We start from the raw sequence: 15474 nt of genomic DNA, 5'->3' as shown, positions 1-15474 counted from the left end.
CCAGCAAGGAGGGGCCTCTGCCCGAAAGGGGCCCTCGCGAGGGGGAAGCGTGAACCTGGTCAGGCCGTAATTGGAGCAGCCATAAGCGACGTACTCTTGTGCGGGGGCCTCTTTCTGGCAGCGGCTTGGAAGGGATGAAGGGGCTAGAGGTTAGGGACTAGGGAAATGCGGCGTTCAGTCTGCCGGGCTCTGCTTCATCTCTAACCCCTTGATCTCTTTCTCTCTCGCCCGAGGCGCGTATGGCTCTGCTTCCTGACGATCCGGCAGGCGACTCTAGCGCCGCCGATGCTGGCAATTACGTCGTCGTTGCTCGTCGCTATCGCCCGCAGGACTTTCAGCAACTCGTCGGCCAGCCACAGGTCTCGCAGGCGCTGGGAACGGCGATTCATACGAACCGCGTTGGCCATGCTTATCTGTTCACCGGCGCTCGCGGAGTCGGCAAAACCAGCACCGCGCGGATTTTCGCCAAGGCCCTCGATTGCGTCAAAGGTCCGACGACAGAGCCCTGTGGCGAGTGCGACATTTGCCAGGGAATCGCGGCGGGAAGCGATGTGGATGTGATTGAAATCGACGGCGCGAGTAATCGCGGCATCGATGAAATCCGCCAGTTGCGATCGAACGTCAACGTTCGGCCGAGCCGGGCGCGGTACAAGATCTACATCATCGACGAAGTTCACATGCTCACGATGCAGGCGTTCAACGCGCTGCTGAAAACGCTCGAGGAACCGCCCGAGCATGTGAAGTTCATCTTCTGCACCACCGAAGCCGACAAGATCCCGATCACGGTACTGTCGCGCTGCCAGCGCTTCGACTTCGCGCCGTTGCAATCGCAGGCCATCGTCGAGCGACTTGCCCACATCTGCACGCAGGAAGGCGTGTCGGCAGAGCCGCAGGCCCTGCAGATCTTGGCGCGACGCGCCAACGGTTCGATGCGCGACAGCCAGTCGCTGCTCGAACAGCTCCTTTCGTTCAGCGGCAAAGCACTTACCGCAGCCGACGTGCATCGGTTGCTTGGCACGGCCCAAGCCGGACGCCTCGCGGCGATCGCCGGCGCGCTGGCCAATCGCGACGCGGCAACAGCGCTGACGTTGCTCGACACGGCGATTCGCGAAGGAGTCGATGCGGGACAATTGGCCGAGCAGTTGCTTGGTTACTTGCGCGACGCGATGGCGGCGCATCTCGGTTGTTCGCCCGATTTGTTTTTGACAACCGAAGCCAGCGATGCCGCCGAGATGGCTCGCCTCGGCGAAGCGCTCGGACTCGATACTCTATTGGCTGCAGCGCAGATCCTAGATCAGTCTCTCGTCCGGATGAAGCAAAGCACACAAACGCGCACGCTTGTCGAAATGGCCCTCGTGCGGATCGCCCGGCTCGAGCAGTTGCAATCGCTGCCGGCGCTCATCGCCCAATTGCAAAGTGGCGCTCCTCTTGCGGTCCCCGCAGTTCCGTCGCGACCGGCATATTCGCCGCCGCCTCCGGCTTTCGCGCAGCCAGTGCCCAGTGCAAGCAGCGCGCCAGTCGCGCACGTTTCGCAGTCAGTGGGACCGCCGGTCAGCCAACCCCGAGCTCAGCCACTGCCGAATCCGCCTCCAAGCGCCGCCGATCAAAAAAAAACGGCCGACGTAACTGAACGGGACATTTCGCCCCCAGTCGAAGCCCCCAGCGACATTCCTTGGACAAATGCGGTAGCCCAGCAGATCTGGTCGCAAGCCGTTGAAGCCATTCAAGATATGACGGCGGATTACGCCCGCAAAGTCGTCGCAATAGCAATTTCCGGGCCAAACAGACTAGTTGCGTCGTTTAGAAAAGCGTATAGTCATTTCAAGGATCAGCTAGAGCGTCCCGAGCGGCGGCAGAAGCTGGAACAAACGCTGGCTGAAGTCGCCGGTCGCCAAATTCGTGTGGAATTCGATTTATTGCCAGATGAGCCCCAAGCGGCGGCTACGACGGCGAAACCACAGCCCACGGCAGCGCGCCGCAGGCAACGAATTAAGGAATTGGAACGCAACTTGCTCGTCCAGCAGGCGATCGCCGTTTTTGATGCCGAGATTGTCGACGTCATCGACGCGCCGCCCGCCGCCGAGGAACCGGAGTCCTCAGCGTCCGACATTCCCAACCCTGATCCATAAACCACCCATCTCTTACTTCTCGCATGGCCCAAGTCACTGATTCCGTGAGCAAAGTCATCGAGGAGTTTGCCAAACTCCCCGGCATCGGTCGCAAAAGCGCCGAGCGGCTCGCGTATCACGTGCTGCGGGTTCCCAAGAGCGAAGCCTTCGCCCTGGCCGACGCCATTCGCGCGGTTCGCGAAAACGTCCGCTACTGCGCGACTTGCTTCAACCTGGCCGAGAGCGAAGAGTGCAGCATTTGTGCGGACTCGCGTCGCGACCGCACGCAGCTATGCGTCGTCGAGCAGCCACGCGACCTGATGGCCCTCGAGCAAGCCGGCGTCTTTCGCGGCTTGTATCACGTGCTGCTTGGCCGTATCGCGCCGCTCGACGGCATCGGCCCCGATCAATTGACCCTGCCGCAACTCGTGCAACGGGTGCGGCAAGGAACGTTCAGCGAAATCGTGATGGCGACGAACCCTACTGTCGAAGGCGACGGCACGGCGCTCCACATTTCGAACTTGCTCGCAGAGTTCCCGGTAAGTATGACTCGCCTGGCGCGGGGAATCACAACCGGCAGCGTTTTGGAATACACGAACAAAGAGATCCTCGCCGACGCCCTTGCAGGTCGGCAGCGATTGTAATTTTTCAGTAGCTGAATTCGCCAGAATTCAGAGCGTTCGAATGATGTTGGCAGTCTGAATTCTGGCGAATTCAGCTACCAGACGATTGCTGTCCGCCACTTAACAAAGCAACCACCCAACCATGCGATTATCCTTTGGTCTTGAAGCCCGGCAGCTGCAAAAGCAGATCCTTGCGCCGCGGATGATCCAGTCGATGGAAATCCTGCAGTTGCCGTTGCAGGCGCTGCAAGAACGGATCGAGCAAGAGCTGTCGGAAAATCCACTCCTCGAGTTGCAAGAGCGCGATCCGACGTTGCCCGAAGAATCGACTTCGGAACCCGACCTCGGCGCCAACGAACGAAGCATCGAAGAAAAGCCGCTCGTTGTCGACGAAGCTCACAACAACGCCGACGACTTCGAACGGTTGTTGCAGCTCGATCGCGATGTGCCGGATTATTTCGACGAAACAACACGTCGCAGCGCTAACCGGATGGACGAAGATTCCGACCGCGCGCACGACACGATTTCGAATGTCGCCGAACGGCCTGAATCGCTGCAAGATTATTTGATGCATCAGCTCGGTGAGCTCGATGTCGATCCTCGCACGATGACCATGTGCGAACGAATCATCTCCGCCCTTGATGCGAAGGACGGCGGATATCTCCGTAGCAGCCTGCGCGATCTGCTCCCTGCCGATGCTCCGCCCGAAGATTTGTCGTTAGCCGAGAAGGCGCTCGAGCTAGTGCAAAGTCTTGATCCGCCGGGCATTGCGGCCCGCGATCTGCGCGAGTGCTTGCTCAAACAGTTACGGCCTGAAATCGATTTGTACGACGAACAAAAAACGCTGATCAGCAACCACCTGGAAGATCTGCGCGACAACCGCATGCCGCAGATCATGAAGGCCACGGGCTACAGCTTCGATCGCATCAAGGAAGCCTGGGAAGAGCTGAAGAAACTCAATCCCAAGCCGGCCGCTCAGTTTGCCGAAGTCCACGTGCCCTCGGTCGAGCCCGACGTGGAAGTCGAGCGCGGCGAAGACGGCAAGTGGAAAGTGATCGTTGAGGAGAGTCGCACGCCGCAGCTCTTCATCAGCAAGTACTATCGCGAGCGTCTCGCCAGTGGCGAAGCCACGCCGGAAGAGCGCGAATACATCAAGCGCAAGGTGCAAGCCGCGCAGTGGCTCATCGAATCGATCGAGCAACGCCGCAACACGCTGATGAAGGTCGCCCAAGCCATCGTCGAGCATCAGAACGAATTTCTCGAGGAAGGCCCCGAGCACATTCATCCGCTCAAGATGCAGCAGATCGCCGACAAAGTAAAGGTGCACGTCACCACCGTCAGCCGGGCGGTTGACGACAAGTACATTCAAACGCCCCGCGGCATTTATCCGTTGCGGCGGTTCTTCGTCGGCGGCACGCAATCGGACGACGGCGAAGATGTGGCGTGGGACATCATCCGCATTCGCTTGCAGGAAATCATCGACAAGGAGGACAAGTCGAGCCCGCTGAGCGATGACGACATCGTTCACGAACTGAAAAAGCTCGGCCTCGAAGTCGCCCGCCGCACGGTCACCAAGTACCGCCAAAAAATGTCGATCCCCAGCAGCCGTCAACGGCGCGACTGGTCGAAGACGTAAGCTATTTCGCCGCCGGTTTCACTTCAACTGCGCGGGCAAGCGTCACGCCGCCCCCGCGATCGTTGGCCAGCCAAGCGCTGCAGACGAAAATCGGCTCGGCGTGATCGGCAGGAACTTTGAAAGTGAGTTCCATGACGTGGTCTTCAGCCTTCGTCGGCTTATTGAGGTCGATGACCCAGATCTTTCCTTCCTGGCGCACGGGAACCGAGTTCGCTGTGACTTTTTCCGGATGCAGTTTCGGCCCAGCCGCGGCATTCGGTGTGGCCAGTGGTGTGAACTTCAGCAGGCCGCGAACCTCACTGCTGAAAGTGATGCGAACCGTCACTTCTTCACCGGCCTTCACGGCAGCGGCTGGGAATTGCATGCTCACGCCATCCACATAGTTACCCAGGCCATTCAGTCCACCCGCAGCCGTTCGCGCCTTCTCGTCCGTCTTGGCTGTCGGTTTGCGCGGCGCGTTGAGCACGCCGAGCGGTGATTTATCCGCATTGAAGAAGCGAATCAGTTCTTCGCCAGCGAGGTCACCGACGTCGACTTCCAGTGTGCCCTTGGCCGGAATTTCCCAAGGCCCCGCAATCACCTTGCCGATCGGTTGGCCGATTCGCCATGACTCATCGAACTTCACGACGCTGATTTCTGCCGGCTTGGTGGCGGTGTTCGCGAGCAGATATTTCACCTTGTCGCCTTGGTGAAATTCCTGAATGAACAGGCCCTGCCGGGCATCGATGCCCGTGCCGATGATGCCAAGTGTCATATGCAGAAGAGTCAGATAAACGGCTGCCGACATTATGGTTTGCTCCTGGAGTAGCCCGTCGACATTGTGTTCGGCTGCGACGTGGCACGCAACTTCCGCCGCACTTGCTAGCCAAATTCCCGCTAGCAGCCGTGTAAATCAGCTGAGACTTGCTCTGGTTCGATCAACGCCTGTTGCAGTATCATTGCCCGACCAATCTACAGGCCCACCCATTCGCAGGAAGTCACGGATGACTCGCGCGACCCGCTTTGTATTTGCTGCCAGTTGTTTGTTCGTCGTCGCTCTCACCGGCCGCGAACTCGTCGCTCAAAACTATCAACCGGCCGGCCCAGCAGCGCAACAACCGCAGCCGGGTGCTGCTCAACCGGGCGCTCAACCAGCTCGCACCAGCGTGTATGGTCCCGCGCTCGGTTCCACTGCGGCCCAACCTGCGCAAGGTCAGCCTCAACAACAAAATCCACAAGCCGCGCCGCGACAGAACTATCAGGTTCAGCCCGCGCAAGGACAACAACCTGCCGCTGCCGGCCAGGTGCGTCCCGTCTCGGGCGATCAGCCCATTCGCCAGCCGCAGAATGGCGCGGTCGGCCAACCTGGTTTCAATCAGCCAGGCGTTGGTCAGCCTGGCGGCCCCGCTGGTCCCGCAGCGCTGAACAACGTGCCGCGAGCTGCCATCGTGCAACCCATGCCGCAGCAGCCCGAGTGGTTTCCGCTCGATCCCAAGGTGCAAGAGTGGGTCGATAACGTGCTCCGCTATTGGGAAGAGCGAAGCAACAAGGTCAAGACGCTCGAGTGCAAATTTCAGAAGTGGGAATACGATCCGGGCGCGATTCCCAATCAGTTCCAGCAACTCAAAGCCCTCGGCAAATTGAATGAGCTCCCCTTCAGCAAGTATGCCCGCGGCGTGATCAAGTACGCCGGTCCGGACAAAGGCCTATTCAAAGTCGAAGAGCTGATGACTATCGCCGTCGGCGAGAAGAACCCCGATGGCACGCAGAAATTCAACCCGCAGCCGAAGGAAAACGGCGAGCATTGGGTGACCGACGGCAAACGCGTGTTCGCCTTTGATGCCAGCCAAAAGACGCTCACCGAATCGCAGCTGCCGCCGGAAATGCAAGGAAAGTCGCTCGCCGATGGCCCGTTGCCGTTCATGTTTGGTGCACGGGCCGAAACGATTCGCGCTCGCTACTGGATCCGCCCGCTGAAAGCCGAACAAGCCGGCGAGTATTGCCTCGAAGCCGTTCCGAAAGGTCGGCAGGATGCAGCCAACTTCAAGATGGTGCAGATCGTTCTTGACGAGAAACAGTACCTCCCCACTCGCATGCAGATTTTCGAAGGGGACTGGAGCCCGGTGAATCCGCACCGCACGGCTTATCGCTTCGACGACCGCAATGAAAACGACGCGAAGGTGGCGCAGACATTGCTCGATCCACTCAATCTGTTTACCCGGCAATTCTTTCAAGTCGAAACACCACACGGCTGGAAGCGATTGGTTTACGACGGCACCGGCAAACTCATCAGTGGTGGTGCTAACACGGCGACTCTGCCTGGACCGTCGCTCAAGTAAACCAACGGTCTGGGTGCGCCCTCACAGCGCCGCCGACTGCCGCATTTGCCGCAACGACTTATGAAGCCCAGCCAGTTGGGCAGTAAAATTGCTTGCTGTATCTGAATTCAGTCGCAGCAGATGCATTCAATTCCCAGCGACGCCAAATACTCGGCGATCATCGCAATCGTAAGCCGATCGGCAGTTCGCTGTGGGGAATAATTCGCCGTTCTTCAAATGCGTGCGGAACGCCTTCGAAGCTGACTGGCGGCCAATTCAAGATCCCTGTCGACAGATTGCTAGAGTCGACCTGATACTGCTCTGCAGATGATGTAGTCAGAAGTCATAATTAATTATCTCCTGTCCAGGCCGCTCCAGTTCAATTTGATAGATCCCTGGCGGTTCGAGCCGATGAGCTTCCAATGGTCCAGGGTCTGACACACGCTGTCAGCACTGCCACCGGTCTCCTAATTTATGTGAAGCTCACATTAAAACCATCGCGTTGCGATGATTGCATTCAGTCGCGGAATTGCTAGGCTTGCGGCGTACGAATCTTTAAGCTGTAAAGATTCTTCAGTCGTTAATCATCCTGCTTGCCTCAGGAATTCTGCCATGTTCAGCAAGAACCATTACATCAATCTGGCCAGCGGCCGTTTTGATAACACGCAATTGAGCGATCTCGACGCTGCGTTTGAGAGCTTTGATGCCAGCAAACCGAGCTCGGGCTTGGTGATTCACTTTCACGGCGGCTTGGTCAACGAAAAGGCCGCGATGACCTCGGCCGAAGCGTTGTTCAAAACATTTTCCGAAACGGGCGCCTATCCCTTTTTCTTCGTGTGGGAGACAGGCCTATGGGAGACGTTTCGCAATAACCTGACGGAGATCGCGCAAGAGACGCTCTTTAAGAAAATTGTGAGTTATCTGGTTGACCATCTCTTGAAGAAGCTGGGAGTGGATTCTTCGTCGTTCGCGCTCGAGTCGGTCGCCGTTGGCAAATCGCCGCAGGAACAAGTGGAAGAGTGGATCGACCAGCAAAAGGCTCCCACCAGCCCAGTGCCGCAGCAGGCTCCCTTTGACGAGATTCGCAATGAAGAAGCTCGCGCAGGCCTAACGGGGAACGAAGCCGATGAGCAGGAATTGGCGGCTGCGATGCGCGGCGATGCCGAACTGCAGAAGGAAATCGATGAGCTGAACAGGCAGTTGTTTGCGCCTCCCTCGTCCGCCGAGGCCAATGAAAGCGGCCTGGGCTACAAGACGCCGGGCCATCTCACGGCCAGCGCACTGCAGGAACTGAGCGGTATTGCCGAGCGGCCAGAAAGAACCCCTCACGTTCCGCCCCCGGTGTCAGCAGAAGAATCGCTGATCGGCATCGGGATCACCGTCGGTCGCGTTGCGGTGGCAGCCGCCCGCATCGGCTATCGAGTCATTCGCCGCTATTCCAAGGGCCGCGACCATGGACTCTACACGACCGTTGTCGAGGAGGTGCTGCGCGATCTGTACGTTGGCAAGCTCGGCGCGGAATTGTTCTGGAATCAAATGAAGCGCGACACGCTCGATGCGTTCGGCGACGACGATCGACTGTACGGCGGCACCGCATTCTTGCGCCGACTGGTGAAACGGTTTGAAAACGTTGCAAACCCGCCGCGGGTGACACTCGTTGGGCATAGCGCCGGCGCGATTTACCTGTGTAATTTTTTGATTCATGCCCACCGCGAATTCAAGCAACTGCCGGATGTCAAATTCGACGTGGTCATGCTCGCGCCGGCTGTCGATTTTGATCTCTTCAATCAGGCCATTCAAACACAGCGGATCGGCAACGTTCGTTCCTTCGGCATGCGCGATCAATTGGAAGCCAAGGACGCACTGCTCGCGCCGTTTTCAAGCACGTTGAAATATGTCTATCCAAAGTCGCTCCTCTATCTGGTGTCCGGCTTGTTGGAAACAGAAGTCGACCGGCCGCTCGTCGGCATGGAGCGGTACTATCCTGGCAAGCAGTACGAAGGACGTTTGTTCCAAAGCGTTGCTGCCGTGAAGAAGTTTTTTGCGGCAGGACCGGATCGCCTGATCTGGTCGGTGGCAAAGAGCGGACCGGGCCTTAGCTCCGAATCGGCCCGGCATATGGATTTCAATCAGACCGACCCGGTCACGCTGGCCAGCGTCCTACACATTTTGAAAGCGGGATTTGTACAGGCAGTCGACCCTGATTCGGGGCTCGAGAGCATGCAGATCGAACGCGTGAGCGACGCTGATTTGAGCCGCATGCTCGATGGGATGGACGATTCCGAGGCCATTCAAATACTAAACGACTTCTCGTCCTGGCTCGACAGTAATACGACGCGAAAACTGCACAGAACAGGTGTAGGGTTGGCTTTGCCGATCGCCAGAGAAATCATTTCCGCACCAGCGGCCGAAATGTCGGATGGCGAGTTAGCCAAATTGACGCTAAAAGTCGCGGCGCAGGATGAAAAATGCCAACAGCCGCTGGCGCAAATGGCCAAGAGTTCGAGAGGCGTCAAGGGAACGGTTTCCCTCGCACCCGATGCCGTTCTGGTTGGATTGCAAAGCCAAATTCACATCGATGAATCCGATGGCAAAATCAACGTGCAGGTTCTTCGGCCTTCCTATGAGCTCAGTCGCGCGGCGGCGGAGATGGCGGCCCGTGCCGACGAGTCCACGCGATATTCGCCGCGCACATCCGAGCTCTTAATTAATGAAGACAAAGTCGCGGCCGCCTTGGCATCGTTGCACTCCGAAGACCTCGCCGCCGTTTTTGCCAAGGTGCAACACGTCACGCCGCCAGAACTGTCTGACGCGACGAAGGAAAAGTTTGCCTGGGATCTTGTCAACGACAAATTGAATCGTGGCGAAAGTCTGGAAGACTTGCTCATCACAGCCAATCTTGTTGTCCCTTCGGCCGGTTTGTTGCAGCGTTTTTTGGCGAAGGACAAAAAGGTGAGCAGGAGTCTGCGTCGCCAAATTTCCGTCGCTCAACAACGAGCCTATGACCCAACCGGCACTCCAGAGGTTGTGTCGCCAATGACCCTGCGCTTGCGCTCGCCGGAAGTCGACCTCAAGAATATTCCAGGACTGACCATCGTTTCGAAAGTGGGAAACATTGTGGCGGCCGAGGGAACCGCTGCTTCGCTATCTGCGCTGGAAGATCACGAAGATGTTTTGACAGTCGACAATCCCCACGGCCTGCTATTGCCTGAATGCCGATATTCGATGGCGCATGTCGGAGCCACCAATGCCAAGGCCCGCACGAACGAAGGGGGTGACCAGTGCCTGGTTGCGATCATCGACGGTGGGATCGACGTCATGCATCATGCGTTTCGCCAGGTTGCCGATCCCATGAAAACTCGCCTGGTAGGCATCTGGGATCTGAGTGATCCAACCGGCAAGCAAAACCACACTGCAGGCCTGAATACTCCTGGAACGCTGTTGCCGCCAGCCGGATTCGAAGCCGCAGGGGGAACCTGGCATTCTAAGGCAGCGATCGAAAATTATCTGGCCAGTGGCGTGCTTGGTGGCAACTTGCAGCGCGATCGAGGCGGTCACGGCAGCCATGTGGCGAGCATCGCCGCCGGCTCGGCAACTCCGGCGAATCTCCCCTCTTTTCCGGGCGGAGTCGCACACGAGGCGCCGATTCTGGCCATCATCGTCGGCAGTAGCGAGTACGAAGAGGGTTCGCCCAATCAAATTGGCTACTCCAATACACTCGTCTCTGCGCTGGAATTTGCTCAGGCAAAAGCAGAAGAACTGAAGTTGCCGGTCTCTGTCAACATGAGCCAAGGGCATCAATCCGGCGGTCACGACGGCACGACCACGCTGGAGGCCGCCATCGATAGTTTCTGTCAGAACGGCCGTGCCCGCGGACGGGCCGTGGTGAAGTCGGCCGGCAATAGCCGCGCAACTGCGGGGCATGCCTATGCCACGATAGCCCCTAAGTTTTTAGAAAACTTGGAATGGGTATCTGACGTGCAGAAGACCGTCAACTTTCGCACCGGACGCGTGAAGGATGTGATTGAAGTTTGGTTCAATCCCTCGGAGCAGATGGGCTTTTTGCTCTTCAATCCCAACTCGGATCGATCCATCTCGGTGAATTTTACAAATCCTCATGCCGCCGGCGTTTTTCCCAACGGCAATACCTACATCATCGACTACGACAAGCACTTTCGCGACAACGGCCACGGCCGATTGCGAATTGAAATCGCGGCGGGAACGGCGAAGGCGATCCTGGATGGTAAATGGCAACTCGAAATGGTGAATGGCGATACCGCTCGCGCTCAAGAGTTGCATGCCTGGATCGAAGTTACCGATTGGCAGCCCGCGCAGTTCACAGGGTTCGCTCAGGCAGACACTACCCTCACGATTCCAGGCACGGCCAACAGTGTCATCACCGTGGCGGCTGTGCAGATTGCGCCCCAAGGCGTGGCCAAGTTTTCCTGTTTTGGCAAAACTCGCCACGGGCTCGAAAAGCCCGAGATTTCGGCCCCTGGTGTCAACATCATGGCTGCCGAAGGGAACACGCTGAATGGCTTTATCGAGCGCGACGGGACGAGCATGGCCGCTCCGCATGTAACCGGCGCTGTGGCCCTGGTTTTCTCCGCCGCGAAGAAGCAAGGGATTCAAATTCCCTCGGCCAACGAAGTGCGCCAAGCCTTCCGCAACATAAATAACAACCACTGGGACCGCGGCTCGGGCTACGGCGTGCTGAACGTCGACGCGCTGCTTCAGTTCTTCGGCCTCTAGAGCGGCTGCAAGGTTGGCGGCGGAACACAGATTCTTGTTAGCGGCCTATCGTTATGGCTCATGCCGCCGGGATGAGTATTGAGATTACAGATTCAAACACTTCAGGATTTTTCTGGTACTCCATTCAGCCAGCTCATACAAGGGCGTAAATCGCAACAAGTACTTACTTGCAAATTTATCTATAGCTACATACGTTATACCTCGCTTGGCTGAGATAGCTGAATGTAATACGTTCGCTCGTTGAGTTCAGGCCTGCCAGACGAACCCACAATACCAAAGACACTAGGCTGTCTTGGCAGAACAACAGTCGTCCACTGACTGCTTCTACTTGACGCACCATGGTGAGAACAATGACTCGCAGTACCGAGCGGGATGGGTGGTCAAATTCGTTCGAGACATTTCTGCTCACTCGGTTTGGGCCCCTGTGGCGACTCGCTCAGGCGATTCCTCCTCTGAAGAAGTTTCTGAATCGTGTTCTGATCAAGCGCGCGATTCTCAAGACGAATACGCGGCCATATCAGTTCAGCTTGAAATCTTCCTACACATCGTGGGATTCATTAACAGATCGAAAATATACGGGCCGGCATCTGCCACCCGCTGCCGCTGGTTACACGGAAAAACTGCCAGCTATTGAAGACGTAGCGGAATTGTTTCGTCGCACCAAAGAAACGTATCGTATCTCCAAGAAATCAACGGTGTTGTTCACCAATTTCGCCCAGTGGTTCACCGATGGGTTTCTGCGCACCAATCGAGAAGATTCCAACCAAAACACATCGAACCACGAGATCGATCTGTGTCAGATTTATGGCTTGAATCCAACGGAAACTCAAACGCTGCGCGAGTTGCAAGGAGGGCGACTAAAAACTTCCAAGCTTGCGACCGGGGTCTACCCGCCGCTGTTCTTCGACGATTCGTTGCAAGAGAAAGATGAATTCAAGCATCTGGCATTCAAGCCAGTCGTTCCAAAAGGATTGCCCCCAGAGCGAAAGAAATACATATTCGTCGGCGGAGTGGAACGCATCAACGTTACCGTCGGCTACGCGATGTTGAACACTCTTTTCCTGCGCGAACACAACCGCGTGTGCGGTGAGCTTCAAAAGGCCTATCCGACCTGGGATGACGAGCGATTATTTCAAACGGCCCGCAATGTGATGATCGTGGTGCTGTTGCGGATCGTGATCGAAGACTACATCAATCATATAACGCCGTATCATTTCAAGTTTTCCGCCGAGCCGTGGGGCTTCGAACACGAGAGCTGGTACCGAACCAATTGGATGACGGTCGAGTTCAACCTTTTGTACCGTTGGCACAGCATGGTCCCGGACGCAATCCTTGTCCGCGATAAGTTCGAGCCAGTTACAAACGGCCTCTTCAACAATGCCTTGCTGGTGGAAAACGGTCTTGGAGTCATGTTTCAATCAGCCAGCCGACAGAAGGCCTCCGAAGTTGGCTTGCGGAACACGACGAACCACCTGGTGCGTGAAGCAGAGCTGAAGGCGATTGAGCTCGGTCGAAAGGCGAATCTTCGCACCTATAACGACTATCGTGAATTGTTTCGCTTTCCTCGCGTAACCGATTGGTCGCAGATTACCGGCGATGAAGAGGTCCAGGAGAAGCTGAAGAACCTCTACGAGGAAGTTGACAACCTGGAGTTCTTTGTCGGCTTGTTTGCGGAGGATGTCCGCGAGAATTCCGCTCTGTCGCCTTTGATTGGACGAATGGTTGGCGTCGATGCTTTTTCACAAGCCTTGACCAATCCGTTGCTGTCATTAAATAGCTTCAAGCCGGAGACGTTTTCCGACGTCGGTTGGAAAATCATTCAGCAAACACGAACGCTCCAAGATGTGCTGAAGCGCAACCTCGGAAACGATGACTTCGACGGCGAGATCAGATTTACGCAGCGGGGCGACGAGCCAGATGAGCCACGCGATCTCGGTTCCGATCTCGGTCCGACGACAAGGCCCGATCTCGGTCCGACGACAAGGCCTCCAGGTTTTGGCGGAGCAACGGAATCTGCTGATGGCCTAGAGTCGGCGAGTACGTCGGCTGGCTTTGACGAAGCCGAACTTTACAAAAAGTAGTAGCGGCGGCCAGATACTCGCCGCTTAGTCGGGGTGCAAGGCAAGAGTGGGATTAACTGCCGATGCTCTACAAGGTGCGATTATGAATCTGAGATGGCATTTCATCGTTGCGATCGCAGTATGTTTCACTTCCGTTGGCCTGGCACGTGCGCAGCAGCCAAAAGACTGGGAATCCGCAGCGCGGATGCGGCAAGAAGATGTCGATAGGGTCATTCGTGAGAACCGTGCGAGCTTCGAGGCCTTCGACACTGGATCTCTCGGTGACACCACGCTGGAGATGATTCCCTTTGTTGTGTTTCGCGTGCTGCAAGAACTCGAACCCGAAGTATTTAGCAATTCCGCGTTGGCAAGTGTTGGTTTTTTCGCGCGAACCGATACACCGACGCGTCTGAACGGCATCACTTGGACACGCCCAGCATCGGCCAACGGCAGTGTTCAGATTCGGTACATGACGCGCAGTTGCGGCAGTTGTCATACGGGGCGCGTGCGGCGTGAAGACGGCACGATTCAGCTATTGTTTGGAAGCACCAACACGGAGATGAACCTGCATGAGTTCATTGGCCGCCTGACGAAGCTCTTGAAAGCGCGACTCGGCAACTCGTCAGATGTGCCCGCCTATATCGACTTTCGCAAACGCATTTCCGAGGCATTGGAAAGCAATGCACCAGAATGGTATTGGGGCGCCGATTCAAAGCTCGTTTCCAAAGCAGAAGCGGCGCGCGAAGTGGCGACGGTGAAGGAGAATCTAGACGCGGTTCTGGCCACCATGCGTCAGATGAACGAGCGCCGACTGGCCGGCGTCGGCCTTCTCCAACGCCACAGTTACAAGAACGTGTCAAATCCTCCGAGCCTCACCGGCGGAGCGCCAGGGCTTGTGGAAACGTCGGGGCTGGGCAGCACCAGTCTGGTGAGCCTTGTCGGCGAAGATAAAGCCGCCACCGTTCTGCCTCCAGGGCCCGCGATGGCAGATATTCCAGCCGTTTGGCAAATCGATCCCAAGGGATATGCAAATTGGGACGCGACGATCTTTGGATTTGCGCGCTCGCTGACCTCATCGCTGGCCGTAGTGGGAAATCCAGCGAAAATTGACTTGAAGACGAACGCCGCAATTCAGGCATTTATCGGAAAGTTGCCAGCCGCCCCTTTCCCGTTTCCCATCGACGACAAAGCTCGCGCCCGTGGAGAAGTTACCTTCAAGAAGAACTGTGCGGGCTGCCATGTCGCGACTCCGGGGCGTAGCCGAGAAGTTCTTGTCTTCGCCATCGGAACCGATCGGCTGCGGGCTGACGCGATCTCTGCCACGACGGTCAAGATGATGGAAAAGGTAGTTCGTGCCGCCTGCCCTCCGACCGAAACGGAATTCAGCTTGGGCGACAAGCCGTTGATCGACCCAACCAACAAGCGCGGCTACGTCGCCAATGGACTGCATGGAACGTGGGCCCAAGCACCTTACTTGCACAACGGCTCGGTTCCAACGCTGCGTCAACTCTTGGTTCCCGAGCTGCGCACCAATCAGCCCTTCCTCCGCGGAAGCATCACCTACAATCGGCAGGACGGAGGCTGGGAGTGGGAGCCGCTTCGAGAAAAGGAATTCAAGGGAGCTGGCTCGAGCGCGATTGCCTTGCACGACATACGCAAAGACAGCTTCTCGAACAGTGGCCACGGCTCCCAGGCGGATCCATTTGTTCAAGATGGACAAGGAAAGAAAGTGCGGATCTCCTGGGGAAACAATGAAATCGATAAACCGATTGTCGACGATCTGATTGCTTACCTTCTCTCGCTGTGAGTTGCGTTGGTCAAGCGCCGCAACGATCTGCCGGCCGATTTTCCGGCGTGGTGGCCGCGCCGATCCAGCGTGGCAGTGAGCCGACGATGGGCATCGGCTTCCGAAGCGGACAAAGTGTCGCAGCAGGCCGCTCAACCGGGCGGTTTCTGAATCGTTCTTAATCTAAATGCGATAGGACGATCCTCGTCTTT

8 protein-coding genes and 1 other RNA gene are annotated in these 15474 nt (G+C 57.1%); 8 read left to right on the top strand and 1 reads right to left on the bottom strand.

The genetic code is table 11. The annotated features are described in order from the left end of the window. The first annotated feature begins 23 nt into the window (after positions 1-23). From ffs to rpoN, 4 genes are all read left to right on the top strand, one after another. Positions 24-118: signal recognition particle sRNA small type (gene ffs / locus M9Q49_RS27455), an RNA gene on the top strand. Positions 119-239: 121 nt separating this feature from the next. Then, complete coding sequence (gene dnaX / locus M9Q49_RS27450; RefSeq protein WP_254512506.1) at positions 240-2129, top strand: DNA polymerase III subunit gamma/tau; 1890 nt, start codon at positions 240-242, stop codon at positions 2127-2129. Positions 2130-2152: 23 nt separating this feature from the next. Next, positions 2153-2752 (top strand): recombination mediator RecR, encoded by a 600-nt coding sequence (gene recR / locus M9Q49_RS27445; RefSeq protein WP_254512505.1) that lies wholly within the window; start codon positions 2153-2155, stop codon positions 2750-2752. Between the two features lie 121 nt (positions 2753-2873). Then, positions 2874-4367: an RNA polymerase factor sigma-54 gene (gene rpoN / locus M9Q49_RS27440; protein WP_254512504.1), complete on the top strand. Its 1494-nt coding sequence runs from the start codon at positions 2874-2876 to the stop codon at positions 4365-4367. Between the two features lies 1 nt (position 4368). Here rpoN and M9Q49_RS27435 read toward each other — a convergent pair whose 3' ends face one another. Beyond that, complete coding sequence (locus M9Q49_RS27435; RefSeq protein WP_254512503.1) at positions 4369-5154, bottom strand: hypothetical protein; 786 nt, start codon at positions 5152-5154, stop codon at positions 4369-4371. A 196-nt stretch (positions 5155-5350) separates the two neighbouring features. Between M9Q49_RS27435 and M9Q49_RS27430 the strand changes: the two genes are divergently transcribed. The 4 genes from M9Q49_RS27430 (at position 5351) to M9Q49_RS27410 (ending at position 15283) form a co-directional block, all read left to right on the top strand. Then, positions 5351-6685 carry a hypothetical protein gene (locus M9Q49_RS27430; RefSeq protein ID WP_254512502.1) on the top strand — a complete coding sequence of 445 codons (1335 nt, stop codon included), beginning with the start codon at positions 5351-5353 and terminating at the stop codon, positions 6683-6685. A gap of 591 nt (positions 6686-7276) precedes the next feature. Further along, positions 7277-11416 carry a S8 family serine peptidase gene (locus M9Q49_RS35830; protein WP_315861210.1) on the top strand — a complete coding sequence of 1380 codons (4140 nt, stop codon included), beginning with the start codon at positions 7277-7279 and terminating at the stop codon, positions 11414-11416. Between the two features lie 350 nt (positions 11417-11766). Continuing rightward, positions 11767-13497, top strand: a complete 1731-nt coding sequence (locus tag M9Q49_RS27415; protein WP_254512501.1) for a peroxidase family protein — start codon at positions 11767-11769, stop codon at positions 13495-13497. Positions 13498-13681: 184 nt separating this feature from the next. After that, positions 13682-15283 (top strand): c-type cytochrome, encoded by a 1602-nt coding sequence (locus M9Q49_RS27410; protein ID WP_254513648.1) that lies wholly within the window; start codon positions 13682-13684, stop codon positions 15281-15283. Positions 15284-15474: the final 191 nt, after the last annotated feature.

This window comes from Anatilimnocola floriformis, assembly GCF_024256385.1.
Lineage (GTDB): Bacteria > Planctomycetota > Planctomycetia > Pirellulales > Pirellulaceae > Anatilimnocola > Anatilimnocola floriformis.
The sequence above is the reverse complement of the archived record's forward strand: the minus strand, read 5'-3'. Positions and strand labels throughout refer to the sequence as shown.

Coding starts and splice junctions, on each gene's coding strand:
- M9Q49_RS35830 (WP_315861210.1), top strand. CDS start 7,277: ATGTTCAGCAAGAACCATTACATCAATCTGGCCAGCGGCCGTTTTGAT.
- M9Q49_RS27430 (WP_254512502.1), top strand. CDS start 5,351: ATGACTCGCGCGACCCGCTTTGTATTTGCTGCCAGTTGTTTGTTCGTC.
- M9Q49_RS27435 (WP_254512503.1), bottom strand. CDS start 5,154: ATGTCGGCAGCCGTTTATCTGACTCTTCTGCATATGACACTTGGCATC.
- rpoN (WP_254512504.1), top strand. CDS start 2,874: ATGCGATTATCCTTTGGTCTTGAAGCCCGGCAGCTGCAAAAGCAGATC.
- recR (WP_254512505.1), top strand. CDS start 2,153: ATGGCCCAAGTCACTGATTCCGTGAGCAAAGTCATCGAGGAGTTTGCC.
- M9Q49_RS27415 (WP_254512501.1), top strand. CDS start 11,767: ATGACTCGCAGTACCGAGCGGGATGGGTGGTCAAATTCGTTCGAGACA.
- M9Q49_RS27410 (WP_254513648.1), top strand. CDS start 13,682: ATGCGGCAAGAAGATGTCGATAGGGTCATTCGTGAGAACCGTGCGAGC.
- dnaX (WP_254512506.1), top strand. CDS start 240: ATGGCTCTGCTTCCTGACGATCCGGCAGGCGACTCTAGCGCCGCCGAT.